This is a genomic window from Nocardioides luteus (assembly GCF_015752315.1).
Classification (GTDB): domain Bacteria; phylum Actinomycetota; class Actinomycetes; order Propionibacteriales; family Nocardioidaceae; genus Nocardioides.
On the sequence record NZ_JADOVJ010000001.1, the window covers coordinates 111736 to 138239 of the forward strand.

The 26504-nt window shown below is 70.7% G+C and carries 18 protein-coding genes; 11 read left to right on the plus strand and 7 right to left on the minus strand.

Annotated features, from left to right (window positions below; genetic code table 11):
• A complete protein-coding gene (locus HD557_RS00545; protein ID WP_008354885.1) occupies window positions 1-1098 on the minus strand; it encodes a glycosyltransferase family 2 protein in 1098 nt (365 codons plus the stop codon).
• Complete coding sequence (locus HD557_RS00550) at window positions 1089-4646, minus strand: bifunctional glycosyltransferase/CDP-glycerol:glycerophosphate glycerophosphotransferase (RefSeq protein ID WP_231380121.1); 3558 nt, start codon at window positions 4644-4646, stop codon at window positions 1089-1091. The genes HD557_RS00545 and HD557_RS00550 overlap by 10 nt, the downstream gene beginning before the upstream one ends.
• Window positions 4647-4980: 334 nt before the next feature.
• Between HD557_RS00550 and HD557_RS00555 the strand changes: the two genes are divergently transcribed.
• The 8 genes from HD557_RS00555 to HD557_RS00590 all read left to right on the plus strand — a co-directional run bounded on the left by HD557_RS00555 (window position 4981) and on the right by HD557_RS00590 (window position 13822).
• Entirely contained in the window at window positions 4981-5901 is a 921-nt protein-coding gene (locus HD557_RS00555; RefSeq protein ID WP_196872446.1) for a Rossmann-like and DUF2520 domain-containing protein, read from the plus strand.
• Window positions 5901-6767: a pantoate--beta-alanine ligase gene (gene panC / locus HD557_RS00560; protein ID WP_196872447.1), complete on the plus strand. Its 867-nt coding sequence runs from the start codon at window positions 5901-5903 to the stop codon at window positions 6765-6767. The genes HD557_RS00555 and panC overlap by 1 nt, the downstream gene beginning before the upstream one ends.
• Window positions 6764-7189, plus strand: a complete 426-nt coding sequence (gene panD, locus HD557_RS00565) for an aspartate 1-decarboxylase (protein ID WP_008354878.1) — start codon at window positions 6764-6766, stop codon at window positions 7187-7189. Before panC ends, panD begins: the two co-directional genes overlap by 4 nt.
• Before the next feature lie 9 nt (window positions 7190-7198).
• Window positions 7199-8854 carry an L-aspartate oxidase gene (locus HD557_RS00570; RefSeq protein WP_196872448.1) on the plus strand — a complete coding sequence of 552 codons (1656 nt, stop codon included), beginning with the start codon at window positions 7199-7201 and terminating at the stop codon, window positions 8852-8854.
• Window positions 8854-9783, plus strand: a complete 930-nt coding sequence (gene nadC / locus HD557_RS00575) for a carboxylating nicotinate-nucleotide diphosphorylase (protein ID WP_196872449.1) — start codon at window positions 8854-8856, stop codon at window positions 9781-9783. The genes HD557_RS00570 and nadC overlap by 1 nt, the downstream gene beginning before the upstream one ends.
• Window positions 9784-9794: 11 nt before the next feature.
• Window positions 9795-10577 (plus strand): type III pantothenate kinase, encoded by a 783-nt coding sequence (locus HD557_RS00580; protein ID WP_008354873.1) that lies wholly within the window; start codon window positions 9795-9797, stop codon window positions 10575-10577.
• Between the two features lie 121 nt (window positions 10578-10698).
• Window positions 10699-11022: a histone-like nucleoid-structuring protein Lsr2 gene (locus HD557_RS00585; RefSeq protein WP_008354872.1), complete on the plus strand. Its 324-nt coding sequence runs from the start codon at window positions 10699-10701 to the stop codon at window positions 11020-11022.
• A gap of 214 nt (window positions 11023-11236) precedes the next feature.
• Window positions 11237-13822, plus strand: a complete 2586-nt coding sequence (locus HD557_RS00590) for an ATP-dependent Clp protease ATP-binding subunit (protein ID WP_196872450.1) — start codon at window positions 11237-11239, stop codon at window positions 13820-13822.
• Window positions 13823-13997: 175 nt separating this feature from the next.
• Here the strand turns inward: HD557_RS00590 and HD557_RS00595 are convergent, their stop codons facing one another.
• Entirely contained in the window at window positions 13998-14864 is an 867-nt protein-coding gene (locus HD557_RS00595; RefSeq protein ID WP_307785517.1) for an A/G-specific adenine glycosylase, read from the minus strand.
• 80 nt (window positions 14865-14944) lie between these two features.
• Here HD557_RS00595 and HD557_RS00600 point away from each other — a divergent pair, with 80 nt between their 5' ends.
• Window positions 14945-15667: a hypothetical protein gene (locus HD557_RS00600; protein WP_008354866.1), complete on the plus strand. Its 723-nt coding sequence runs from the start codon at window positions 14945-14947 to the stop codon at window positions 15665-15667.
• Window positions 15668-15806: 139 nt separating this feature from the next.
• Here the strand turns inward: HD557_RS00600 and disA are convergent, their stop codons facing one another.
• A complete protein-coding gene (gene disA / locus HD557_RS00605) occupies window positions 15807-16889 on the minus strand; it encodes a DNA integrity scanning diadenylate cyclase DisA (protein WP_008354865.1) in 1083 nt (360 codons plus the stop codon).
• A gap of 88 nt (window positions 16890-16977) precedes the next feature.
• The gene (radA, locus tag HD557_RS00610; RefSeq protein WP_196872452.1) at window positions 16978-18363 is read right to left on the minus strand and encodes a DNA repair protein RadA; all 1386 of its coding nucleotides are present in this window, start codon (window positions 18361-18363) and stop codon (window positions 16978-16980) included.
• A gap of 224 nt (window positions 18364-18587) precedes the next feature.
• Here radA and HD557_RS00615 point away from each other — a divergent pair, with 224 nt between their 5' ends.
• Complete coding sequence (locus HD557_RS00615; protein WP_008354861.1) at window positions 18588-19625, plus strand: LacI family DNA-binding transcriptional regulator; 1038 nt, start codon at window positions 18588-18590, stop codon at window positions 19623-19625.
• Between the two features lie 28 nt (window positions 19626-19653).
• On the plus strand, window positions 19654-20814 hold the full coding sequence (locus HD557_RS00620; RefSeq protein ID WP_196872453.1) for an NAD(P)/FAD-dependent oxidoreductase: 1161 nt from the start codon (window positions 19654-19656) through the stop codon (window positions 20812-20814).
• A 2-nt stretch (window positions 20815-20816) separates the two neighbouring features.
• On the opposite strand, the gene HD557_RS00625 is transcribed toward HD557_RS00620, so the two are convergent.
• Entirely contained in the window at window positions 20817-25166 is a 4350-nt protein-coding gene (locus HD557_RS00625; RefSeq protein ID WP_196872454.1) for a S8 family serine peptidase, read from the minus strand.
• A gap of 167 nt (window positions 25167-25333) precedes the next feature.
• Complete coding sequence (locus HD557_RS28860; protein WP_196872455.1) at window positions 25334-26338, minus strand: LuxR C-terminal-related transcriptional regulator; 1005 nt, start codon at window positions 26336-26338, stop codon at window positions 25334-25336.
• Window positions 26339-26504: the final 166 nt, after the last annotated feature.

The window sequence follows — 26504 nt, forward strand, 5'->3', positions numbered from 1 at the left end:
TCAGACCCGCAGGACGTACGGGTCGACGCCGCTCAGATCGAGGTCGGGGATCTCGATGGAGGTGCCGTCGGCGCTCCGCGGGACGCGGCCGTGCTCGGCGATCCAGGCCGCCACATGCTTGGCGACATCGTGCCGGTCGTTCTCCACGAGCCAGCCGAGGAGACGCTGGCCCGGCGGAAGGTGGGTATCGGCGAGCGACTGCCCGGACCAGATGTCGCGCACCATGGCGACGAGCAGATCCCACCACTCGTCCGAGGCGGTCGGGATCGCCGCGAAGTAGCGTCGCAGGTCGCCCGGCAGGGTCTTGCTCAGGAAGGTCTCGAGCACGGCAGGAGAGCCGCCGTCGGCGACGTACTTCTCGACGGTCGCCAGCGACATCCTCTTGGTGGTGTGACGATCGCGCAGGTCGGCGACGGTCGAGCGCTGCTGGGTGATCGAGGTGCCGTCGGTGCGGATGCGCCAGTGGTAGACGAAGTCCGGGATGACGTCGAACGCCCTCGCCCTCAGGTAGGCCTCGGTCAGCGTGGGCTGGTCCTCGTAGCGCAGCCCTTCGGGCCAGGAGAGCTCGGCGTCGTCCCAGAACGTACGCCGGTAGACCTTGTTCCACGCGAAGACGTCGCCCAGGATGCGCGGGTCGGCGTCGATGGTGGTGCGTAGCCGCGCCGGGTTGTGGAAGCGGTGCATCCAGGTCGGCTCGGTGTAGTCGCCGTCCTCCCACCGGTAGATCGACCCGGTGACGAAGTCCGATCCAGTCCTCTCCAGCGTGTGCACCATGGTCGCGTAGGCCTTCGGCGGCACCACGTCGTCGGAGTCGGCGAAGGTGATGTAGTCCGCGCCCGCCAGGTGCCGCAGACCGATGTTGCGGGCGGCACCGAGGCCGTGGTTCGCGGTGCGGCGGACGCTCACGCGGGGGTCGCGCTCGGCGTACTCCTCGGCGATCACACCGGTCATGTCGGTCGAGCCGTCGTCGACGACGACCACGTGCAGGTTCTTGTAGGTCTGGCCCAGGATGCTGTCGAGGGCGGCGGGGAGCAGCGGCGCGATGTTGTAGGCGGGTACGACCACGCCGAGCATCGGCCGGCTGCGCCTCAGTCGCATGCCTCCGCCGCGGACAGCAGCGCGTCCACGGCGCGGGAGGCGGCGGCGCCGTCGTCCCAGGGGGCGAACTTCTCCCGGAAGGCCGCGCGCGCTCCGGCGTAGGCCTCGTCGGCGGCCGGTCCGGCGGCCAGGTGGGCGATCAGGGACTCGTTGTCGCTGAACAGCGGTCCGGGAGCGGCCTCGGCGAAGTCGAAGTAGAACCCGCGAGAGGCCTCGTACTCGGCCAGGTCGGGCACCAGGAACAGCTGCGGTCGGTCGAGGATCGCGAAGTCGAACATCACCGACGAGTAGTCCGTCACCAGGACGTCCGCGGCCAGGAACAGGTCGTTGATGTCCGGGTAGAGCGTCACGTCGCGGATCCGGCCGGCGAGCTCCGGGGCGACCGAGGCGCCGCCGGAGGTGTTGACGTGGCCACGCACGAGCACGGTGACGTCGGGCAGGGCCTCGACGACCTGCGCCGGGTCGAGGTAGAGCACCTTGGAGAAGGTGTCACGCCAGGTCGGGGTGTAGAGCAGCACGCGCTGGTCGTCCGCGATGTCGAGACGCCTCCGGATCGCCGCCCGGGCCTCGTCACGGTCATCGGCGGCGAGCACGTCGTTGCGCGGGTAGCCGGACTCGAGCACCTCGCCGTCGAACCCGAAGGCCCGCGGAAGGATCTCGGAGCAGTAGGGGCTCGGGCTGATCAGCCGGTCCCAGGCGCGTGCCTCGGCATCCATCGTCTTCATGTAGAGCACCGAGAGCCCGCCCTTGGGGTCGGTGATGTCCTTGGCGATGCGCTTGAGCGGAGTGCCGTGCCAGGTCTGGATGTACGCCTGACCTGCTGCCTTCCGGAAGAAGAACGGCCAGTTGTCGTTCGTGACCAGATAGCGCGCGCGAGCCAGCAGCTCGAACCACTCCTCCGAGAAGCGGACGACCGACCGGATCCCGTCGGGGACCAGAACCGAGCGGTCGTTGATGCTGTAGACCGGCTCCGGGCCGTCACCTGCGCGGTGACGGGCGAGCAGCTCCCGCGCCATCGCCGCGGGGGAGTCGCCGGCCATCTTGCCCTTGAACGTCTCCAGCAGGACGACGGGAAGGCGCGAATCGAGACGCTGCTCCAGGTAGCGATCGCGCAGCTGCTGCTGCCTGCGTCCGGCGCGTACGTCCACGGGCAGGGCGTGCGAGATCACGATCAGGCCCCACGAGTTGCTGATGCCGATGCGCACCGGAGCGCCGTGGATCTCGATGTCGATCGGGCCGTCCGCGCGCAGCGAGGTGGCGACCTTCAGGTGGGCGAACTCGCGCACCGCACCGGTCGCGTCGAGGAGCTGCAGCTCGTAGCGGCCGGTCGGCAGCGCGGTGCGACCGAGCTGCCAGGCGTTGCGCGCGACCGGGAGCTCGATCTCGAACTCTCCGGCCGGAAGGGTGGCGCTCGCGATGGCGTCGGCGCGGCCCGAGGTCAGTTGCAGACGGTGGTCGGCGGCACCGAGGCTCACGCCGCGGAGCACCAGGCGCTCCTCGGTCGCGTCGATCGCGGTGATGTGCACCGACGGCTGGCGGTGGGTCACCCGGACGGTGTTGCCGCCGCTGCGCACGACGTACGCCTTTCCGGGGGCGGCCCCGGCCTCGGAACCGAGGACGTTGGCCTCCTCCGACCAGCGGACCGGGACGTAGGCGCCGGAGGTCAGCTTGACCTCGAGCTCGCGCGAGCGCCGCGGCTGGAACAGGACGGTCAGTGCGCCGTCAGCATCACGGCCGACCACCTTGCCGAAGTCGGGAGAGACGATCGGGTTGCGCGCGGGGCCGACGACGGTGAGCTCGACGGAGCCGTCGGGAGTGATGCGGTGGCCGTCGGTGCGGGCCCAGTCGTCGTAGACGTGCACGCGGAACCCGTTGGCACCGCTGCCACCGAGACGGACCAACCGGTCGGCCAGGACCCGACCCTCACGGAAGCCGGCCGGGCCCGACGGCACCTGGCCGGTGATGCCGGAGACCCGGGTGAAGTCACCCTGGGTGTGCTCGAAGTCGAACACCAGGTCCTGCTGGCCGGCGGGGGTCACCTCGGCGAGCTTCTGGGCGTCGATCCGGGCCTCGAAACCGGAGCCGGCGCGGTCCTCGTAGGCGCGGTTGGCGACTTCGTCGAGCCACGGGTCGGTGAACCGGGTCACCGGGACCTCCACCTCGACGCCGTCGCCGTCGCCGCCGTCGCCGCCGTCGCCACGCAGGTGCAGCCGGAGCTCGTGCGGGGCGTAGTCGTCGGTGAGGTTCTGCAGGAAGGCGGCGCCGCGCAGCACCAGGTCGGAACCGTCCCAGGCGGCCGAGGTCAGCTGCACGCGGGGAAGCAGATCGACCTCCTCGACCCGGAGCGTCTCGGGCGGGAGCGTGCCGCGCTTGTCGAGACCCTCGGGGAGCACGAAGACCGGTCGGCCGTCGGCGACCCCGATCGGACGGCCCGACTGGAACTGCTGGAACCATCCGCGCAGGTCGTCGACCAGCTCGAAGTCGTCGTGGCTCAGGGCCCAGGAGACGACGCGGTTGCGGAACTGGAGGCGCGCCCAGGTCTCCTCGGGGATCTCGTCGCGCAGGAACGCCAGGCGCTCGCGTACGGCATCGGCGTACTCGGCGTTGCCGGCGCCGATCGCGGCCTCGACGTAGTTGGGGAAGTCGTAGTCGAGCAGCTTCACGAACCAGGTGTTGCGCACCTCGGTCGGGGCGTCGTGGACCAGCTCGGCGCAGCGGTCCTGGCTGAGGATGCGGTCGGCGAGGTCCTGCAGCGTCGCCTTCTGCTGGGTGATCGAGGTGCCGTCCTCACGCGTACGCCACAGGTAGACGCAGCGGTCGAGGATGTCGAAGGTGGCGTTGAGATAGGCACGGGTGATCGGGACCTGGTCCTCGTAGCGGACGCCCTCGCTGAACTGCAGCCCGTGCGACTCCACGAAGCTGGTGCGGAAGACCTTGTTCCACGAGGTGATGTCGAGCAGCGCCCAGGGCTCGTCCTCGATGGTCAGGCCGGTGCGGGTCTTCCGGGTCAGCTTCTTCACCCAGTTGGGGCGGGTCGCCTTGCCCTGCTCGCCACGCTCGAAGGCGGCGGTCACGAAGTCGGAGCCGGACTGCTCGAGCAGCTCGACCATCGCCTCGTAGGACCCGGGGAGGATGATGTCGTCGGAGTCGGCGAAGGCGACGTAGTCACCGCGGACGTGCTCCAGGCCGGTGTTGCGGGCCGCGCCCAGGCCGCCGTTCACCTTGGTGACGATCTTGACCCGCGGATCGCGACGGGCGATGCGGCGTACGACGTCGGCGGAGCCGTCCGGGGAGCCGTCGTCGACGACGATGACCTCGAGCGCCTGCAGCGACTGGGTCAGGATGCTGTCGAGCGCAGCGCCGACCCACTGCTCCACGTTGTAGATCGGCATGACCACGCTGAGGACCGGCTTCGGGGCGAGCCCGACGGCATACCTCGCACGGCGCGCCTCCTGGCGGGCAACGCGGGCCACGCGCCTGGAGTCGACGTTCATCGTCCGGTCGATCGCGTCGGCGACGCGATGGGCCGCACGGCGGCGCGGGCTCATGGCTGACAAGGAGGGGGACCCTTCCCACAGGGATACAAAGAAGTCGGCTGATGAGTGTAAGCGTTCAGTTCCCGTTCACCTGAATCAGTGGGGGTGGTCATCGTGTCGTCTGAATCACCCTCGTGTCCGGCGTGGTGCCAGGACGGGTATGGGTGTCGGCAGGAGGGGTGACGCGTGCCACACCCGCGAGATGTTTCGGAAGGGTGACCGGCGGCGTACCTTTGTTTCGGCTCGGTCACGGTGGCCGAGCACGCAGGCACAACGTCTGGTACCCAACCCGGCTCCGCTCACAAGGGGGAGTGGTCGGAGGGACTGGAACGAAAGGTCTACCACCATGAACCCACTCAGGGTGGGCGTCGTCGGCGCGGGTCGCGTCGGGGCCGTCCTTGCTGCAGCGCTTCGCTCCGCGGGTCACTCGATCGTCGCGGTGGCCGGAGAGTCCGACGCCTCTCGCGCACGCATCGCCTCGCTTCTCCCGGGGGTCCCGGTCGAGAAGCCGACCGCGGTCGCCCGTGCGTGCGACCTCCTTCTGCTCACCGTCCCCGACGACATGCTCGGCAACGTCGTCCGGACGATGACCGACGCCGGCGCGATCCGGCCCGGGATGTACGTCGCCCACACCTCCGGCCGCCACGGCCTGGCCATCCTCGAGCCGGCCGCCGCGATCGGCGCCCACGTGATGGCCGTCCACCCGGCGATGACCTTCTCCGGCACGTCGGTCGACCTCGCCCGGCTCTCGGGCTGCGTCTTCGGCCTGACCGCCGCCTCTCCCGCCGACCGGGCCTTCGCCGAGGCGCTGGTCCACGACCTCGGCGGCAACCCGATGTGGGTGCCCGAGGAGATGCGGACGCTCTACCACGCCGGGCTCGCCCACGGCGCGAACCACCTGGTCACCCTCGTCACCGAGGCGATGGAGATCCTCGCCGCGGCCGGCGCCACCGACCCCGCGGGGACGCTCCGCCCGCTGCTGACCGCCGCCCTCGACAACGCCCTGGACCACGGCGACGCGGCACTGACCGGCCCGATCGTCCGCGGCGACGCCGGCACGGTGGCAGCCCACCTCGACGACATCCGCACCAACGCGCCGCAGACCCTGGCCTCGTACGTCTCGATGGCGCGAGCCACGCTCGACCGGGCCGTCTCCGACGGGCGGCTGCTGCCGATCCGGGCGCTCAAGATCAAGAACCTCCTCGACGAGGCCGACCGCGCCGCCGTACAGCCGCTGCCGCGTCCCGCCCACCTCTGGAACCAGTGATGACCGAGATCGCATCCACTCGCGAGGAGCTCGCGAAGCTCCTCGACCCTGCCCGCCGCGACGGCGCCGTCGTCGGCTTCGTGCCGACGATGGGCGCGCTCCACGAGGGGCACGCCTCGCTGATGCGGGTCGCCCGTGAGCGGGTCGGCGGAGGTCCGGTCGTCGTCTCGATCTTCGTCAACCCGCTGCAGTTCGGCGCCGGTGAGGACCTCGACCGCTACCCGCGCACGCTCGAGGCGGACCTGGAGGTCTGCGAGCGCGAAGGCGTCGACGTCGTCTTCGCGCCGTCGGTCGACGAGGTCTACCCCGGCGGGCTGCCGCAGGTGACCGTGGCCCCCGGCGAGCTCGCCGAGGTGCTCGAGGGCAAGACCCGGCCGGGCCACTTCGCCGGCGTGCTCACCGTCGTCGCGAAGCTGTTCGGTCTGGTCAAGCCCGACGTCGCCGTCTTCGGCGAGAAGGACTACCAGCAGCTGACGCTGATCCGCCGGATGTCGGCCGACCTGTGCCTCGGTGTCGACGTCGTCGGCGCGCCGACGCAGCGCGAGCCCGACGGCCTGGCCCTCTCCTCGCGCAACCGCTACCTCTCGCCCGAGCAGCGGGAGGAGGCGACGACGCTGTCGCGGGCGCTCTACGCCGCGCAGCGTGAGGCCGCCGCAGGTGTCGAGTCCGCGCTCCAGGCGGCGCGCGCCGAGCTGCGCCGGACGAAGGGGGTCGACCTCGACTACCTCGTGGTCACCGACCCCGCGCTGGGGGCGCTGCCCACCGACCCGGAGCCGGGCACCGAAGCCCGGATCCTCATCGCCGCCCGGGTCGGCACGACCCGACTCATCGACAACATGAGCCTCACGATCGGAGCATCCCGATGACTCGTCTGCGCACCATGATGACCGGCAAGATCCACCGCGCCACGGTCACCCAGGCAGACCTCCACTACGTCGGCTCGGTGACCGTCGACGCAGATCTCCTCGACGCCGCGGACATCCTCCCCGGCGAGCTGGTCTCCATCGTCGACATCACCAACGGTGCCCGCCTGGAGACCTACACGATCGCGGGTGAGCGCGGGTCGGGCGTCCTGGGGATCAACGGCGCCGCCGCCCACCTGGTCCACCCCGGCGACCTCGTCATCCTCATCGCGTACGCGCAGATGACCACCGAGGAGGCCAAGGCGTTCGAGCCGCACGTCGTCCACGTCGACGAGGCCAACCACATCGTCGCGCTCGGCTCCGACCGGAGCGAGCCGGTTCCAGGGACCGACCAGATGCGTGGACCGCTCGTTCTCACGCAGTAGCGTGCCGCTATGAACATCGAGCTGCTCTCCGCCCGCGATCCGGGCTGGACCGAGTGGGCGGACGTGATCGTGGTGGGCTCGGGGATCGCCGGGCTCACCGCGGCACTGCGGCTGAAGGACCAGGTCGAGCGGGTCGCCGTCGTCACCAAGGACGTGCTCCAGGCAGGCTCGACGCAGTGGGCCCAGGGCGGCATCGCCGCCGCGCTCGGCGAGGGTGACACCCCCGCTCAGCACGAGGTCGACACGCTCGTGGCGGGCGCCGGGGCGTGCGACCTGGAGGCCGTACGCGTCCTGGTCGGCGAGGGCGCCGAGGCCGTCCGTGAGCTCATCGAGTGGGGCGCCGACTTCGACAAGGACCCCGAGGGCAACCTGTCGCTCACCCGGGAGGGCGGCCACCGCCGCGACCGGATCGCGCACGCCGACGGCGACGCGACCGGAGCCGAGATCCAGCGCGCGCTGATGGAGGCCGTCCGGCGGGCTCCGGAGATCCTGGTCTTCGAGCACGCCATGGTGGTCGACCTGCTGACCGCCGCCGACGGCGGCGTCGCCGGCCTCACCATCCACGTGATGGGCGAGGGCGACCCCGACGGCGTCGGGATCGTGCGTACCCGGGCCGTCGTGCTCGCCTCCGGCGGCCTCGGCCAGGTCTTCTCGCAGACGACCAACCCCGCGGTCGCCACCGCCGACGGGATGGCGATCGCGCTGCGGGCCGGTGCGACGCTGCGCGACCTGGAGTTCGTGCAGTTCCACCCCACGGTGATGTACCTGGGTGAGGACTCCCGTGGCCAGCAGCCGCTGATCTCCGAGGCAGTACGCGGCGAAGGCGCCTTCCTGGTCGACTGGGACGGCAACCGGCTCATGAAGGGTGTCCACGAGCTCGAGGACCTGGCGCCACGCGACATCGTCTCCAAGGCGATCATGAAGCGCATGCTCGAGACGGGCCGCCCCAACATGTGGCTCGACGCCCGTCATCTGGGCCGTGAGTTCTGGGAGAAGCGGTTCCCCAACATCCTCGCCTCCTGCGAGCAGCACGGCGTCGACCCGTCTGTTGATCTGATTCCCGTCGCCCCGGCGTGCCACTACGCCTCCGGTGGTGTGCGCACCGATCTGTGGGGCCGTTCGGACGTGCCCGGTCTCTACGCCACCGGAGAGGTCGCGTGCAGCGGTGTCCACGGCGCCAACCGGCTCGCCTCCAACTCGCTGCTCGAGGGGCTGGTCTTCTCCCGCCGGATCGCCGAGGTGCTGCCCGGGGAGCTGCGCCAGCTCGAGGATCCTGCCCCGGGTGCCGGCCGCGTGCTCGTCCCCGGCACCACCCTCAAGCAGCTGCAGGAGACGATGACGACCAAGGTCGGGGTCCTCCGCAACGCCACCGGCCTCGCTGAGGCGATCGACGAGCTCGAGCAGCTCGGGAGTGAGCCGGCGACCGAGATCGACCCCGCCGCCTGGGAGGCGACCAACCTGCTGACCGTCTCCCTCGCCCTGGCGAAGTCCGCGCTGCTGCGCAAGGAGACCCGCGGGTCCCACTGGCGCGAGGACTTCGCCGAGCGCGACGACGCCGGGTTCGCCGGCCACTTCGACGTTCGGCTCCGGGACGGCGAGACTGTCGTCAGCTTCACCCCGGCCCCAGCGACCGACCGCACCACCACAACCATGGCAGGAGCCTGATGACCATCCGACGCGTGCCCTTCGACGAGATCCCGCAGTCGCTGCGCGAGGAGCTGACCAAGGCCGGCCTGGACGCCGGCGAGGTCTACGACGCCGTCGAGCTCGCCCTCGACGAGGATCTGCCCTCGGCCGCTCCCGGTGAGATGCCCAGCGAGGACGTCACGTCCGTGGCCACGATCGCCCCCGACTCGACCGGGATCGGCGTCTTCGCCGCCCGGGAGGACGGCGTGGTGGCCGGCCTCGGCGTGGCCGAGCTCGTCTTCGCGTACGTCATGGGTGACTCGGTCACGGTGACCGAGCGCGTCAAGGACGGCTCCAAGGTGAAGGCCGGCGACGTCATCATGCGGATCGCCGGGCCGACCCGCGGGCTGCTGACCGCGGAGCGTACGGCGCTCAACTACGCCTCCCACCTCTCCGGTGTCGCCACCGGTGTCGCGGCCTGGACCGAGGCTCTGGAGGGCACCGGCGCGCAGGTCCTCGACACCCGCAAGACGCTGCCGGGCTTCCGGGCCCTGGAGAAGTACGCCGTGCGCTGCGGCGGCGGTGCCAACCACCGGATGTCGCTGTGCGACATGGCGCTCGTGAAGGACAACCACATCGTCGCCGCCGGCGGCGCGGTGCAGGCCTACGAGGCCGTGAAGTTCGCCTACCCGGACGTGCCGATCGAGGTCGAGGTGACCACGCTCGAGGAGCTCAAGGCGCTGCTCGACGCCGGGTGCGGCCGGATCATGCTCGACAACATGTCGACCGCGATGATGAAGGAGGCCGTCGAGATCACCGCCGGACGTGCGGTGCTCGAGGCGTCCGGCGGCCTGACTCTCGACCGGGCCCGCGAGGTCGCCGAGACCGGTGTCGACTATCTCTCCGTCGGTGCGCTGACCCATTCGGTGAAGGTCTTCGACATCGGCTTCGACCTGTCCGAGGGCTGAGGCGCTCCGCCATGTCCCTGCTCGCTGTCAACATCGGCAACAGCCACACGGTTCTCGGGCTGATCGCCGATGGCGTCGTGTCCGCGGACTGGAAGGTCTCCACGCTCGAGCACCGCACCGCCGACGAATGGTGGGCGCTGCTGCGGGGGATCCTCGGCGATGCGTTGGTGGCGAGCGTGGACGGCGTGGTGGTGTGCGCGACCGTGCCCTCGGTCCTGCACGAGTGGCGCGAGATGCTCGCCCGCCATCTCGGCTCGGTCGAGAGCGTGGTGGTCGAGCCGGGCGTACGCTCCGGTATCCCGATCCTCATGGACAACCCGCGCGAGGTCGGCACCGACCGGATCGCCAACGCGGTCGCGGCCGTGGCGCTCCACGGCGGCCCCGCGATCGTGGTCGACTTCCGCGGCACGGCGACGACCTTCGACGTGGTCAACGCCTCCGGCCAGTACGTCGGCGGCGCGATCCTGCCGGGGATCGAGCTGTCCCTCGAAGCGCTGGGGCGGCGTGGCGCGCAGCTGCGGAAGGTCGAGCTCGCCCGGCCGCGGTCGGTGATCGCCAAGAACACGGTCGAGGCGCTGCAGTCCGGAATGGTGTTCGGAGTGGCCGCGCAGGTCGAGGGTCTGGTCGCCCGGATCATTGCCGAGCTGGGTGTCTCCGCCGACGAAGTGACGGTGATTGCGACCGGCTATCTCGCGGAGTTCGTTCTCGATGAGAGTAAATGCTTCTCGGTGCATTCTCCGTGGCTGACGATGCAAGGTCTGGAACTGATATTCCAGAGGAATGTCGGCCGTTAGCGTTTTTCGGTATGCCACCCTGTTGATTCATCTGGATGATATGTAATGCTATGCGCATCTCGCTTAACCGCGGGGCCTATATTCGGCCCGTTTCCGGGTGAAGAGCAGTGAAGGTAGGAACATGGCTAAGAAGGTTCAGATCATCCTCGAGGATGACATCGACGGCTCGGAAGCTGCGGAGACGGTGTCTTTCGCCCTGGACGGCACCTCTTACGAGATTGATCTCAGTGACGCCAATGCGGCAAAGCTCCGTGATTCTCTCGCGCTCTTCATCGGTCACGCCCAGAAGGTGAGCGGCCGTCGCGGCAGCGCCAAGAAGGCTCCCGCCGCCGGCGGGTCGACCCCGAAGGTCATGCGCGAGTGGGGGAAGGCCAACGGTTACACCGTGCCCGACCGTGGCCGCATTCCGGCCGAGGTCCGGGCTGCTTTCGAAGCGGCTCACTGAGCGGCTGATCTCGCCGCACCGAACGACCGGCTGCCGTGCCCTCCGGGGCGCGGCAGCCGTCTTTGTGTCGTCGTCCGTGTGGGCGGCGCTGTCCGGCGTACGGAACGCGTGTTCGCTCTCAGCGCACGGATCGCGTTGTGTTGTCGGGAACGCGTAGGCTGTCTGCGGGGTTGAATCTTGGTGACGCCCCAGAATTCTTAGGAGAGATGCGTACATGTTCGAGCGGTTCACTGACCGAGCCCGCCGGGTGGTCGTGCTGGCCCAGGAAGAGGCCCGCATGCTCTCCCACAACTACATCGGGACCGAGCACATCCTGCTCGGCCTGATCCACGAGGGCGAGGGCGTCGCGGCCAAGGCTCTCGAGTCCCTCGACATCTCGCTCGAGGCGGTCCGCAACCAGGTCGAGGAGATCATCGGCCAGGGGCAGCAGGCACCGTCCGGGCACATCCCGTTCACGCCGCGTGCCAAGAAGGTGCTCGAGCTGTCCCTGCGCGAGGCGCTGCAGCTCGGCCACTCCTACATCGGCACCGAGCACATCCTGCTCGGCCTGATCCGTGAGGGCGAGGGCGTCGCCGCCCAGGTGCTGCAGAAGCTCGGCGCCGACCTCAACCGGGTCCGCCAGCAGGTCATCCAGCTGCTCTCGGGCTTCCAGGGCAAGGAGGGCCAGGCCGGCACCTCCGGCGCGACCGCGTCGACCGGCACCACCTCCACCGAGGCTCCTTCTTCCAGCCTCGTGCTCGACCAGTTCGGCCGCAACCTGACCCAGGACGCCCGCGAGGGCAAGCTCGACCCGATCATCGGTCGCGAGGGCCAGATCGAGCGCGTGATGCAGGTGCTGTCGCGGCGTACGAAGAACAACCCGGTCCTCATCGGTGAGCCCGGCGTCGGCAAGACGTCGATCGTCGAGGGGCTGGCCCAGGACATCGTCAAGGGCAACGTGCCCGAGACGCTCAAGGACAAGCAGATCTACACCCTCGACCTGGGTGCGCTGGTCGCCGGCTCGCGTTACCGCGGTGACTTCGAGGAGCGCCTCAAGAAGGTGCTCAAGGAGATCAAGACCCGCGGCGACATCGTGCTGTTCATCGACGAGATCCACACCCTCGTCGGCGCCGGTGCGGCCGAGGGCGCGATCGACGCCGCCTCGATCCTCAAGCCGATGCTGGCTCGTGGTGAGCTGCAGACCATCGGTGCGACCACGCTCGACGAATACCGGAAATACCTGGAGAAGGACGCCGCTCTCGAGCGCCGTTTCCAGCCGATCCAGGTGCCGGAGCCGTCGATCGCCGTCGCGATCGAGATGCTCAAGGGCATCCGTGACCGTTACGAGGCCCACCACCGGGTGACGATCACCGACGAGGCCCTGGTCTCCGCGGTGACCCTGGCCGACCGTTACATCTCCGACCGGTTCCTGCCCGACAAGGCGATCGACCTGATCGACGAGGCGGGCTCGCGTCTGCGCATCCGCCGGATGACGGCCCCCGCCGACCTGCGGGAGTACGACGACAAGATCGCCGACGTGCGCCAGCGCAAGGAGGCCGCGATCGACGGCCAGGACTTCGAGGCGGCCGCGCGTCTGCGCGACGAGGAGAAGCAGCTCATCGCCAAGAAGGCCGAGCGTGAGAAGGCCTGGCGTGCCGGCGACATGGACGAGGTCGCCGAGGTCGACGAGGAGCTGATCGCCGAGGTTCTCGCCGTGGCGACCGGCATTCCGATCGTGCAGGTCAACGAGGAGGAGTCCCAGCGCCTGCTGCGCATGGAGGACGAGCTCCACAAGCGCGTCATCGGCCAGGACGAGGCGGTCAAGGCCCTGTCCCGCGCCATCCGACGCACGCGTGCCGGTCTGAAGGACCCGAAGCGCCCCGGCGGTTCGTTCATCTTCGCCGGTCCGTCTGGTGTCGGTAAGACCTGGCTGTCCAAGACGCTCGCCGAGTTCCTCTTCGGTGACGAGGACGCGCTGATCCAGCTCGACATGTCCGAGTTCGGCGAGAAGCACACCGTCTCGCGGCTCTTCGGTTCGCCTCCGGGCTACGTCGGCTACGAGGAGGGTGGTCAGCTCACCGAGAAGGTGCGCCGCAAGCCGTTCTCCGTGGTCCTCTTCGACGAGGTCGAGAAGGCTCACCCGGACATCTTCAACTCGCTGCTGCAGATCCTGGAGGAAGGTCGCCTGACCGACTCCCAGGGCCGCGTGGTCGACTTCAAGAACACCGTCATCATCATGACGACCAACCTCGGCACGAGGGACATCGCGAAGTCGGTCAACCTGGGCTTCTCCCAGGCCAGCGACGCCGCGGGCTCCTACGAGAAGATGAAGTCGAAGGTCTCCGACGAGCTCAAGCAGCACTTCCGTCCGGAGTTCCTCAACCGTGTCGACGAGGTCATCGTGTTCCCGCCGCTGTCGCAGGAGCAGATCATCTCGATGGTCGACAACATGATCGGTGCCGTCGAGATCCGCCTGAAGGACCGCGACATGGGCATCGAGCTCACCACGGCCGCGAAGAAGCTGCTCGCAGAGCGCGGTTTCGACCCGGTCCTGGGCGCCCGTCCGCTGCGCCGCACGGTGCAGCGCGAGATCGAGGACGTGCTCGCCGAGAAGATGCTCTACGGCGACATCGGCCCCGGCTCGATCGTCGTGGTCGACGTCGAGGGCGAGGGTCCGGCCGCGAAGTTCACCTTCGAGGGTCAGAAGCGCTCCTCCATCCCGGACGTACCTCCTCTCGAGGGCGCGACCGTGACCGATATCGAGCTCCCCGACCAGGATGAGCCGATCAACATCGAGAAGCCGAAGCCCGACTCGGAGTAGTCGGTCAATAGCGACGCCCCGGCCGTTTAGGCCGGGGCGTTTGCTTTATCCCCCGCCGAGTCGGCAGAAATGCCGGCCGAGACGTCAGTTGTGGTGGCCGAGACGGCAGTTGTGGCGGACGAAAGTAGAGTTTCGTCCGCCATTTCTGCAGTTTCGGCTGGAGGTGGGCTGGAGGTTAGGGGAGGGCGAAGAAGTCCGGCTCCACCTCGGCGGCCAGATTGTCCTTCAGCAGGCCATCCAGGGCTCGTTTGCGTTGGGCCTCGTCGGACCAGACGACGTCGAGGCGGCTGCGGTGGACGGGGGAGTCGGCGTCGCGGAGCACGGCGAGAAGCCGGCCGCGACACTGGCGGTCGGTGCCCGCCCAGGTCTGGACCTTGCGAGGAGGGCCGTCGTACGCGGGGTGGCCGGCGGCGCGCCAGGCGCACTGGTCCGTGACGGGGCAGCGGGCGCAGGACGGGTTGGCGGCCGTGCAGACGAGGGCGCCGAGCTCCATCACGGCGACCGACCAGGTGGCGGCGGTGGGCTCGTCGTGGGGGAGTACGCCGGCGGCGAGCTCGCGCTCGGCCTTGTTGACCGACTGGGCGGGGAACTCGACACCGCTGAGCGTCCTGGCGAAGACGCGGCGTACGTTCGTGTCGAGGACGACGTGGCGCTTGCCATAGGCGAAGGTGGCGATGGCCGCCGCGGTGTAGTCGCCGACGCCCGGGAGTGCGATCAGCTCGTCGTAGGAGTCCGGCACCTCGCCGCCGTGCTGCTCGACGATCGCGGTGGCGGCGGCATGCAGGCGCAGCGCGCGACGGGGGTAGCCGAGGCGCCCCCAGGCGCGTACGGCCTCACCGGTCGGCTCCGCGGCCAGGTCGGCCGGGGTCGGCCAGCGCTCCAGCCAGGCCTCGTGGATCGGCAGCACGCGGGAGACCGGGGTCTGCTGGAGCATGAACTCGCTGACCATCACCGACCACGGAGTCGCGGTGGCGGATCGCCACGGGAGGTCGCGGGCGTTGGCGTCGTACCAGTCCAGAACGGCGTCATGGAGTTCGGTCACACCCCGATTGTGCCGTGCGACAGGTATTGCCACGGAGTGGCACCCCGAAACCTGGGCGAAGGGTCATTACGGTGTCGCCTATGGCCCGTGCGAGAAGGAGTGGAGGACGACTGCCGGCCTCGGTCTACTGGCGCCGGCGGCTGGCGGTGCTCGGCATCGTCATGCTCCTGATCGTCGGGATCTCGCGCTTCTTCCTCAACGGATCCGACGCGTCGGACGACACCGCGACCCCGGTGGCCGACGAGCCCACCGCGACGGTCACGGTCACGCCGACGCCCAGCGCGGAGCCGTCGAAGAAGGCGGGGAAGGTGGGCGGTGGCAACAAGCCCGCGAAGCCGAAGAGCAGCGCGCCGCCCGAGCCGACCGGCGAGTGCTCGCCCTCCGACATCGTCGTCGAGCCCGCCGTCACCAACGGCTACTCCTACGACAACGTCACCATCCCGCTGCAGCTGCGCACCGTGAAGGCGACCGCCTGCACCTGGAAGCTGTCCGCGGACGCGCTCCAGGTGCGGATCTCGCAGAAGGGTGGCGACCTTGTCTGGTCCACGGTCGACTGCCCCAAGGCGGTGCCGACCAAGGAGATCGTCGTACGCCGCGACGTCGTCACCACGCTGCCCCTGACCTGGACCGGCCGCCGGGTCGTCGCCGGCGAGTGCACCGGTCACGGCCCGTGGGTGAAGCCGAACTTCTTCACGATCGTCGCCGCCGCCCTCGGTGGCGAGCCGTCATCGGCCACGTTCGGCCTCTATAAGCCGGGCACCGCCCTGTCGCGTACGGAACCGGACTCCCCGGTCAGCCGATAGCCGAGACGTCGGCCAGGTCGGCCGAGACGTCACTGACGTCGGCCGAGTTGGCAGCGCGTGCCAGCTCGGCCGACGCGACTGACGCTTCGGCCGACCGGGCCGACGCCTCGGCCGACCGGGCCGACGCCTCGGCGAGGGGTCAGACGTAGCGCTCGAGGATGGTGGACTCGGCGAGGCGGGAGAGGCCCTCGCGGACCGAGCGGGCGCGGAGCTCGCCGACGCCCTCGACGGCCTGGAGGTCGTCGACGCTGGCGGAGAGGAGCTTCTGCAGGGTGCCGAAGTGGTCGACGAGGCGGTCGACGACGGCGGGTGGGAGCCGGGGTACCTTCGCGAGGAGGCGGTAGCCGCGCGGGGCGACGGCGCCATCCAACGCGTCCGATGTGGTCAGGCCCAGGACGCGGGCGGTGGCGGCGGGGTCGACGAGCTCGGCGGAGTTGAGCGCCTCGAGCTCGGCGAGGAGCTCCTCGGGCGAACGCGCGCGACGGCCGCGGGGAAGGTAGTCGCGGATGACCATCTCGCGCTCAGCATCGACGCCGGTGATGAGCTCCTCCAGCTGGAGGGACAGCAGCCGGCCGTCGGTGCCGAGCTCGAGCACGTAGTCCTCGATCTCGCGGGCGATACGGGTGACCATCTCGAGGCGCTGGGCGACGACGGCGACGTCGCGCACGGTCACCAGGTCCTCGATCTCCAGCGCCGACAGGGTGGAGGCCACCTCGTCGAGCCGCAGCTTGTAGCGCTCCAGGGTCGCCAGCGCCTGGTTGGCGCGGGAGAGGATCTGGCCGGAGTCCTCCAGGACGTGGCGGGTTTCCCCGACGTACGCAGCGATGATCTGCATCGACTGGGACACCGAGATCACCGGGTGACCGGTCTGCTTGGCGACCCGGTCGGCGGTGCGGTGCCGGGTGCCGGTCTCGGTCGAGGGGATCGTGTGGTCGGGCATGAGGTGGACCGCGGCCTGCACGATGCGGCTCAGCGAGTCGTCGACGATGATCGCCCCGTCCATCTTGGCGAGCTCGCGCAGGCCGGTGGAGGTGAACGGCACGTCCAGCGTGAAGCCACCGGTCGAGATGGCATCGACCATCTTGTCGTGGCCGAGCACGATCAGCGCGCCCGTGCGGCCGCGAAGGATGCGCTCGAGCCCGTCACGCAGCGGTGTTCCGGGCGCGATCAGAGCGAGCGTCTCGCGCAGTCGGATGGAGTCCGCGGTGCGGTCGGCGGGCACGAGATTCCTTTCGGAGTGGGATGGGGTGATTCTAACCGTGGATCCAACCGTAATGCCGAGAACGATCGGCCACGAGTCACCAAGCCGATCACACCAAGCGGAGGAATTCCAGCGCGGCACTGATGCTGTGGACCTCAAAGACACGCATCCCGTCGACTTCACGCTCATTCGGGCGATTGGGCACCGGAGTCCCGGGATCGGCCGGGACGACTGCGACCGTGAACCCCAGCCGCGCCGCCTCGGAGAGCCGCTGGTCGAGGTCGCGCACCCGTCGCAGCTCGCCGGCCAGGCCGATCTCACCGAGCGCCACCACGCCGCGTGGCGTCGGCGTGCCGGTGTGGCTCGAGGCGACCGCGAGCGCCATCGCCAGGTCGGCGGCCGGGTCGCTGATCCGGGCCCCGCCGACGGTCGAGGCGAACACGTCGCGGCCCGAGAGACCGACCCGCGCGTGGCGCTGCAGCACGGCGAGGATCATCGCGAGCCGGGAGCCGTCCAACCCCGAGGTCGTACGCTTCGCCCGCTCCTCCGCACCCAGCACGGTCAGCGCCTGGATCTCGGCGAGCAGCGGCCGGCGACCCTCCATCGTCACGGTGACGCAGGTGCCGGGGACGGAGACGTGATGGGTCTCCACGAAGAGACCCGACGGGTCGGTGACAGCGACGATGCCCTCCGAGGACAGGTCGAAGCAACCCACCTCGTCGACCGGGCCGAAGCGGTTCTTCATCGCCCGCACCATCCGGAACCGTGAGTCCCGAGCACCCTCGAAGTGGAGGACCACGTCGACCAGGTGCTCCAGCACCCGTGGCCCGGCGATCGCCCCGTCCTTGGTCACGTGGCCGACCACGACGGTGGTGATGTTGCGGGTCTTGGCGACCCGGATGAGCGCCGCCGCCACCTCGCGCACCTGGGTCACGCCACCGGGGACGCCCTCGACCCCGGAGGCGCCGATGGTCTGCACGGAGTCGACGACGATCAGGTCGGGCCGGGTCTCCTCGATGTGGGTCAGCACGGCGCCGAGGTCGGTCTCGGCGGCGAGATAGAGCTCGTCCTGGATCGCGTTGGTCCGGTCGGCCCGAAGCCGCACCTGCGAGGCGGACTCCTCACCGGTCACGTAGAGCGCCCGGCGCCCATAGCGTGCCGTCTGCGCGGCCACCTCCAGCAGCAGCGTGGACTTCCCGACGCCCGGCTCACCGGCCAGCAGGATCGCGGCTCCCGGCACCAGCCCGCCGCCGAGCACCCGGTCGAGCTCCGGCACCCCCGACGTACGCCGCTCCGACTCGGTCACCGACACCTTCCCGATCGGCACCGCCGCGGTGGAGACGGGGGCCGCCGGCGTACGTCCGATCGGGGCCGCCGTCTCGGCGACCGACCCCCAGGCCTGGCACTCGCCACAGCGACCGACCCACTTCCCGGTCTCCCAGCCGCACTCCGAGCAGCGGTAGGTGGCGCGTTTGGACGAGCGTGCGGTAGCCATGGCCAGCAACTTAGACCAAGGCACCGACATCCGATCCTGCGTCGCCGCGAGGCACGAGCGGCGGCGCAACGGGAGGAGGTCGAGCGAGCGCAGCGGGTGAGCCCGCGAACCCGCGAAGCGGGTCGAGACCAACATTGACCCTGAAAGCGTCCCAAGGGGCCGGCAGTCGTTACCATGGCTTGGAACGATCCAGAGTTCCACATCGGCATCAAGGGAGGCAGAGCGTGGCGGTGCCGCGTTCCGGCGGTCATATCTCGGCCGCTCCGCCGACCCTGGCGGACGTCGCGGAGCTGGCCGGCGTGTCCCGGCAGACGGTGTCCAACGCGGTCAACAACCCTGACCTGCTGCGTGCCGACACCCTGGCCCGGGTGCAGGACGCGATCGACAAGCTGGGCTACCAGCCCAACCGCGCCGCCCGGAGCCTGCGGACACGAGCCAGCCATCTGATCGGCCTGCGGATGCCCGCCCTCCAGGAGGGCACGGCCAACGCGATGATGGACCGGTTCGTGCACAGCTTCGTGGAGGCCGCGGCCGAGACGGGCTATCACGTGCTCCTCTTCTACGGGGACCCCGCCGACCCGCTCGACGGCTACGACGAGCTGCTCCGCTCGACCGCGGTCGACGCGTTCGTGGTGACCGACACCCACCTCGGCGGCCAGCAGACCACCTGGCTGCAGTCCCGCCGAGCACGGTTCGTCTCCTTCGGTCGCCCGTGGACCCAGCCCGACGCCAAGCATCCCTGGGTCGACGTCGACCTCGCCTACGGTGCCGAGATCGCGACCGAGCACCTGATCGAGCGCGGCCACACCAAGATCGCTTGGATCGGCTGGCACAAGGACTCGCTCCTGGGCGAGGAGAGGCGAAGCGGTTGGATCCACGCGATGCACACCCACGGCCTCTCGACCACCGGCCTGGCCTCGCGAACCGAGGACTCGATCAGCTCGGGCAAGGCGGCAGCCGACGCGATCCTCGACGAGACCGAGCCGACCGCGCTGGTCTGTGCCTCCGACACGCTCGCGATGGGCGTGCTCCACTCGCTCTTCGAGCGGCGCCTGCGGCTCGGCGAGGATGTCGCGGTGGTCGGCTTCGACGACTCCCAGGTCGCGCAGACGGTGCCGCCGGGGATCACGTCCGTACGTCCTCCGCTGGAGGAGGCCGCGCGCGAGCTGGTCAAGGCGCTCGAGGAGTTGCTGGCCACTCCGTCCTACGCCGCGCCCGGCGTGATGCTGAAACCGGCCCTGACCGTCCGCGGGTCTTCATAGCCAGACCGATCCGCGGGACGATGGCGTCATGGGAACTGAGCAGATCGTCGTCATCGGTGCTGGTCTCGCGGCGGTCAGCGCCATCGAAGCCCTTCGCGACGAGGGGTACGCCGGCCGTCTGACCCTGGTGGGGAAGGAGCCGGAGCTGCCCTACGAGCGACCGCAGCTCTCCAAGGACTTCCTCTCCGGCGCCAAGGAGTTCAAGCTCTCCCACGACGAGGCGTGGTTCGCCGAGAAGGACGTCACCGTCCTGACCGGCACCACCGCGACCGCCCTGGACCTGGACGCCGGGACCGTCACGCTCGACAACGGCGAGGAGCTGCGCTTCGACCAGCTGCTCCTGGCCACCGGCGCCGACCCGAGGACGCCGCCGATCCCAGGCGTCGAGAACGCGATGACCCTCCGCACCGTCGAGGACACCCGCCGCCTCAAGGAGGCGATCGAGCCCGGGACACGGGTGGTCGCGGTCGGCGGCGGCTGGATCGGGCTCGAGGTCGCGGCATCGGTGACTGCGCTCGGCGGGAAGGCGGTGGTTCTCGAGGCGGCCGCGCAGCCGCTGCTCAACGTCCTCGGCCCGACCCTCGCCGAGCACGTCGCCGCCCTCCACACCCGTCACGGCGTAGAGGTCCACACCCAGACGACTGTCGAGGCGATCGAACCCGGGCTCGTACGCACCAGCGCCGGCGAGATCCCCGCCGACATCGTGCTCGTCGCCGTCGGAGCCGCACCGGCCACGAGCCTTGCCGCCGACGCCGGCCTCGAGGTCGGCGACGGCATCGTGGTCGACGAGGGGCTGCGTACGTCTGATCCTCGGGTCTTCGCCGCGGGCGACGTCGCGCTCGCGAAGCACACCGTGCTCGGCCCGCTGCGGGTCGAGCACTGGGACAACGCGATCAAGCAGGGCCGGCTGGTGGCCCGGTCGATGCTGGGGAAGGACGGTGCCTACGACTGGCAGCCCTACTTCTTCACCGACCAGTTCGAGTTCTCCATGGAGTACGTCGGCCGCTCAGCCCCCGAGGACGAGGTGATCCTCCGCGGCGACACCGAGGGCGACGCGTTCATCGCCTACTGGCGGCGCGGCGCCACCGTCACCGCCGGCATGAATGTCGGGATCTGGGACGTCAACGACAAGCTCCGCAAGCTGGTCGGGACCGATGCCGATCCCGACCAGCTCACCGATATGTCCTGATCTCAGCGGATCGCGCTCACCAGCGCATCGGTCGCGGTGCGGACGACCCCACCTCGGCTGGTGCCTGCGTACAGCCACCTGCCGTCCTGGCTGACCGCGAGATCGCGGATGTCGAGCGCGGTGAGGCCACCCGACGCCGGCTGCCACGTCCTGCCCTCGTCGGTGCTGACGAAGGCCCCGGCGCCCGAGGCGAGGACCCCGTCGCGGACGAGGTCGGTGCTGCCGGCGATGAGCACACGCACGGCCTTGCCCGGTCTGCCGCCGGCGTCGGCCGAGACCGCGACGTCGACCGAGGCGACCGCGCCGACCGCCGCGCGCAGGTTCGGGATCGCCGACCTGTGGAACTTCTTCCCGCCGTCCGTGCTGACCAGCGCGCCGCCGTCCGTGCCCGCGAGCACGACATCCTTCTCGACGGACAGCGAGCGGACGGGGCCGTCGGCGACCTTCGTGAGCGTCGCGCCGAGGTCGTCCGAGCGGTACAGGCCCTCGCTCGCGGCGATCCACAGCCGCTCGGGCCGGGATGCATCGAACTCCACCGTGCGGATCGAGAGGTCGTACGGATGTGTGGTCCACGTGGCGAACCCGTCGGTCGAGACGAGGAGGCCGTGCTCGGGCTCCGCGCCGTACGTCACCGCGACGGTGCCCGCACGCACCGGTGACACCGCGACGTCTCCGACCTCGACGTGGGGGCCGACGCGGGTGTCGGTGCCGTCGAGCGAGCGGCGGATCAGCTGCGTGCCGAGGAAGCCGTCCTGCCGGACCCACCACACGTCGCGCGCACCGACCGGCGACTGCTCGACGTCCAGGGCCGTCAGGCCGATCCAGCCCTCGTCGCCGGTCAGACCCCAGTCGAGAGCGCGGCCGGTACCGAGATCGCCCTGCTTGCGCTCCTTGATCCCTTGGGCGTCGCCCGTACGCAGCACGGGCTCCTTCGCGGCATCGGCGCCGACCGCCAGGCTCCACGTGTTGCCGCCCGCCAGCGGATACCTCGTCCAGGCGTCGCGGTCCTCACCCCAGACGCCGGCGCTCGTGGTCACCACGAGCCCGTCCCCGCCCTGCCACGCGTCGACGTCGCGTACGTCGCGCGTCCCCTCGGGCAGTGCGACCGGCGTCGCGGTCGCGCCGTGGTCGGTGCTGGCGTACAACCGGTCGAAGAAGCGCAGATAGGTGGTGTCGCCCGCCACCGACAGGCCGAGCGTGTAGGCGCCGGGCACCGGCTGCGACGACTTCCAGGTGGCCCCGGCGTCATCGGACCGCAGCACGGTCGCATCCTCGGTGTCCCACACGGTGGCGATCACCGTGTCGCCCGCGACCGCCACGTCCGAGAGCGAGCCGATGCTGCTCTCCGGCGCCAGGACCTGCGTGACGGTGCCGCGTGCCTGACCGGTCAGGTCGACCCGCCACACTCCGTCGAACGTCTGCACGTACGCCCGTCCGTCAGCCACCGCCAGGTGATCGACCGACTCCGTCCAGCCGGTCGGCACGAGGTCCCAGGTCCGGCCGTGGTCGTGGCTGAACCGCAGCCCCGTGGCGGTCGCGACGGCGACCGTGGAGCGGTCGGCGCTCACCGCCTGGATCTGCTCGTCGGGGAGTGACGTCACCTCCCAGCTCTTCCCGCCGTCCGCGCTGTGCAGCAGCCGGCCCTGGTACGTGGCGTCGAGCACGTCGCGCCCGGCCATGCCGTTCACGGCGAGCCAGAACCCGCCGGGCACGGCCGGGTCGGCCGCCGGCAGGCCGACGCCCGCCGCGACGGGCATCGAGCGCACCCGCGTCCAGGTCTGGCCGCCGTCGCTCGTCCAGAACGGGCTGACGCCGTCCTGGACGACGTGGATCGCCGTGCCGGCGCGGTCCGGCGAGGTCACCGTGAGCCCGCCGGTGAAGATCGGGCCCACCTGCTCCCAGTCGCCGCGCCTGTCGGTTCCGAGCGCTACGAGAGACCCGGTGCCGCCGAGTCGCCGTCCCTCGGAGGTGGTGCCGGTCGCGTCGATCCGGTGGACGCCTGCCTCCCGCAGCTCGAGGTCGGCGGCGTACCAACCGGGTCGGCCGTCCTGCGGCAACAGCGTCACGGTCGTGCGCCGGCCCGAGGGGGCCACGACGTCGGCGGACGGACGGTCCAGCGCCGCCGGCGCCTGCACGACGACGCGCGTCGCGCTGTCGACGACATCCGGTGTCGCTCGGACGACGAGCGGGCGCACCAGCAGCGCGTACGGCACGCGCACGCTCGCGGCGCCCTTGCCGGCGCCGGTGGCGACGAGCTCACCCGACACCTCGCCGGACCGGTCGCGGTGGCCGGGCGTGAGGGTGATCCTCACCTCGGCCCTGCCGCCCGGCTTCAGCGTGAGCGACCCGGCCGACAGATCCACGCGGCCGTCGCTGACCGCGGAGGTCTCGGCGCGCAGCTTCAGCCTCTGCGTCGTCCTGCCCGAGTTGGTCAGCGTGACGGTGGCCGTGCGCGAGCGGACGTCGCCCGCCGTGTCGGCGAGGCCCAGCGAGAGCGCGTCGGGCGAAGCGGTGACGTCCTGCGCCACTGCGCGGTCGACCGCGAGGGCGCCCGCTCCCTGGGTGAACGGGCTGACGTCGGCATCGGTGCTGTCGAGCTCCCGTGCCGACCCGATCAGACGGGCGCGGATCTTCAGGGCCGACTCGTCGGGGTGGGCCTGGCGTACCAGGGCCGCGGCACCCGCGACGTGCGGTGCGGCCATCGACGTTCCGGACAACCGGTACGCGTTGCCCTCGATGCCCTGCCAGGCGGGGATGTCCGAGCGGATCTCGACGCCGGGGGCGACGATCTCGGGCTTGACGGCCGTGCCGGCCGGACCACGCGAGCTGAACGACGCGATCAGGTCGGTGGCGTCCTTCCCCGTGATCGTCGCGGTGACCTTGCCGTCGAGCACGGCCCGGCGGATGTTGCCGTAGTCGCCGCCGTAGAGCGACATCATCACGAGCGTCGTCCGGCGCTGGTCCCAGCCGGCCTGGGCCGTGAGGTCACCGCTGCCGCTGGCGTCGGTCTCGAAGCCACCCATCGGGCCGTCGCCGGTCCCGGCCTCGGCGTTGGTGGGCTGGTAGACGAGCGCTCCGACCGCGCCCTGCTGCTCGGCGAGCTCGGAGAGATACATGTCGTAACCGGTGACGGCCTGCGCCGTCGGGCTCTGATAGACGACGATCGCGCCGGTCACGTCGCCGACGCGCTCGTAGTCCTCGGGAGTGCCCGAGCCCACGTCGATCACGCGCGCGGTCACGGGCTTGGGGCCGGGATTCGCGGACAGCGGGTAACGGCGCATCGAGCCGGCCGGCACGGTGGCGCCGCGGAGGGTGATCGACGGCGTACGGATGCCGGTGGTCGAGGCGCCGACCGCGATCACGCTGGGCGCGCTCGCGGGCGAGCCGACGGTCTCGTCGTACGGCCCGGAGTTGCCCGCGGCGGCGACCACCACGGTGCCCGCCTCGACCGCTGCCGTCGAGGCGCGGGCGAGCGGGTCGTCGTCCTCCACCGGGCCGCCCAGGCTCATGTTGACGACGTCGGCGGGGTGCGCGCCTGTCGGGTCGACCGCGGCCTCGAAGCCGGCGAGGACGTCGGACATCATGCCCGAACCGCTGGCGTCGAGCACTCGCCACGCGGTGATCGAGGCGTCGGGTGCCACGCCGGTGGTCGTCTCGGCCCCCGTCCCGGCGACGATGCCGGCGACATGGGTGCCGTGGTAGTGCTCGTCCATCGGGTCGTCGTCGCCGGCGACGAAGTCGTAGCCACCGACGACCTTGTGGCCCTCGCCGAAACCGCCGCCCAGGTCGGCGATCCCGTAGTCGACGCCCGTGTCGATCACGGCCACGGTCATGCCCTCGCCGCGTAGCGCGGTGCCGTCGGCGCCCTTCTCCTCCCAGACCGCGGGGGCGCCGGTGGACGGGACGGAGTCGATGGTCAGCGCCTGCATCCGCACATCGCGGGTGACGTACGCGACGCCGTCCGCGGCGGAGAGCTCGTCGAGGCTGCGCTCGGGCACCTCCGCGATGACCGCGTTGATCAGGCCCGTGACGCTCCGGCTCTCGTCGACCGGGATGCCGTCCGCCCGGAGACGGTCGACAACGGCGTCCTGCTCGGTGGCGATGTCGTTCGCGGCCGCGCTGTAGGTGGCCGACAGAGCGTCCTGGATGCCGACGTCGCCGGTCGCGGATCGTGACTCCGCGATGCGGTCGGCGCCGACGCGCTCCACGGCGCCGGGGCTGTCGAACTCGATGATGACGGCGACGGACTCGCCGGGCTCGGCCGCTGCGCTCATGGGTACCAGGACCGAGCCTGCGAGCACGGCGGGCACCGCCAGCGCGACGGTGACGCCGCGACAGGAAATGGGGGACATGGGTGGCCTTCCGGTGAACGTTCTGAGATCCGCGCATGACGGCTCAGCGCCCATGAAAGCGCTCCGGTGTTTCGACCGCACGCGTGCCGGAGTCCGGCAGCGGCCAACTGGCCGCAGGCGGCCATCACCCAGGTTGCGGGCCTGTCACCTCGACCCGTCGGCCCAGGTCAGACCCAGCCGCGCCGGGCTGCCTGCACCCCGGCCTGGAACCGGTTCGCGGCTCCGAGCCGTCGCAGGAGCAGCTGGCTGCGGCGGCGTACCGTGCGGGTCGAGACGTGCAGCTCGCGGGCGATCACCTCGTCCTTGGCTCCGGACGCGAAGAAGGCGAGCAGCGCTCGCTCCTCCGCCGTCGGGCCCCGTCGCTCGGCCGGAACCGGGCCGCGGTGCGCGGGCTCGTCGGGCGGCACGTCGGCGGCCTGCTCCCAGTGCGCCTCGAACATCTCGCACAGCAGGGCGACGAGCGGTTGGGAATCGGTGAGGATCGCCTCGGGCCGCAGGCCGTCGAGGCGCGTCGACACGAGCGCGGCGCGTCGGTCGGCGATCGCGAGCTTGACCGGCAGCTCGCTCGTGAGCCGCGCCTGCTCGCCGGACTCGACGGCGCGGCGTACCTCGTCCCACGCGCCGGGCCGGTCCAGCGCCGCCGCCGCGTAGACCGCTCGCCAGCGCACACCGCGCGCGATGACCACGGGCTCGAGCGGGTTGAGCGGCGCGAGCACGTACGGCGGCCGGTCGAACGCCATGAACTCCTCGACGGCCTGGTGCTCGAGCCTGTTGTACGCCGCGCCCACCGCGTCGGCACCCACGAGCACGCTGACGCTCGAGCCCGGGCGCTCCGCCGCACCACGGTTCTCGTAGACCTCGGCCAGCAGCGGGATGGCGGCACGGAGCCGGGCGAGCCCGTCCTCCGCACGCTCCGCGACCGCGCGCAGCGCGACCCGGGGGTCGACGGCGGCGAACCGGCCGTCGCCCGCCGCTCGGTTGACCAGTCCGGCCGCGCGGAGCTCGTCGAGCGTGCGCGCGGCCTCGTCCGTGCTGATCCCTAGGGTGCGGGCGACCTCGGCGTCCTCGATCGCTCCGGCGGCGAGGACGGCGCTATAGACCGCCTCGGCCTCGGCGTCCAGACCGGCGACGGCGAGCCCTCCGTGGGCGGCCAGGCCGGGATGCGTGCTCACCGCACCGCCCGGGTCGCGGAGCGGGCACGACGCTCGCGCGTGGGCACGCCGAGCCGCGGTGTGGGGATGAGAGCTTCGAGGTTCACGGCACAACGATGCCACGCGGCGAGCTGGTCGGGACCGATACCGATCCCGACCAGCTCACCGGCTCACCGGCTCGCCGGGC

Excerpts from the sequence above, each read along its gene's own strand:
- HD557_RS00545 (WP_008354885.1), bottom strand. The coding sequence starts at position 1,098 with ATGCGACTGAGGCGCAGCCGGCCGATGCTCGGCGTGGTCGTACCCGCC.
- HD557_RS00550 (WP_231380121.1), bottom strand. The coding sequence starts at position 4,646 with ATGAGCCCGCGCCGCCGTGCGGCCCATCGCGTCGCCGACGCGATCGAC.
- HD557_RS00555 (WP_196872446.1), top strand. The coding sequence starts at position 4,981 with ATGAACCCACTCAGGGTGGGCGTCGTCGGCGCGGGTCGCGTCGGGGCC.
- panC (WP_196872447.1), top strand. The coding sequence starts at position 5,901 with ATGACCGAGATCGCATCCACTCGCGAGGAGCTCGCGAAGCTCCTCGAC.
- panD (WP_008354878.1), top strand. The coding sequence starts at position 6,764 with ATGACTCGTCTGCGCACCATGATGACCGGCAAGATCCACCGCGCCACG.
- HD557_RS00570 (WP_196872448.1), top strand. The coding sequence starts at position 7,199 with ATGAACATCGAGCTGCTCTCCGCCCGCGATCCGGGCTGGACCGAGTGG.
- nadC (WP_196872449.1), top strand. The coding sequence starts at position 8,854 with ATGACCATCCGACGCGTGCCCTTCGACGAGATCCCGCAGTCGCTGCGC.
- HD557_RS00580 (WP_008354873.1), top strand. The coding sequence starts at position 9,795 with ATGTCCCTGCTCGCTGTCAACATCGGCAACAGCCACACGGTTCTCGGG.
- HD557_RS00585 (WP_008354872.1), top strand. The coding sequence starts at position 10,699 with ATGGCTAAGAAGGTTCAGATCATCCTCGAGGATGACATCGACGGCTCG.
- HD557_RS00590 (WP_196872450.1), top strand. The coding sequence starts at position 11,237 with ATGTTCGAGCGGTTCACTGACCGAGCCCGCCGGGTGGTCGTGCTGGCC.
- HD557_RS00600 (WP_008354866.1), top strand. The coding sequence starts at position 14,945 with ATGGCCCGTGCGAGAAGGAGTGGAGGACGACTGCCGGCCTCGGTCTAC.
- radA (WP_196872452.1), bottom strand. The coding sequence starts at position 18,363 with ATGGCTACCGCACGCTCGTCCAAACGCGCCACCTACCGCTGCTCGGAG.
- HD557_RS00620 (WP_196872453.1), top strand. The coding sequence starts at position 19,654 with ATGGGAACTGAGCAGATCGTCGTCATCGGTGCTGGTCTCGCGGCGGTC.
- HD557_RS00625 (WP_196872454.1), bottom strand. The coding sequence starts at position 25,166 with ATGTCCCCCATTTCCTGTCGCGGCGTCACCGTCGCGCTGGCGGTGCCC.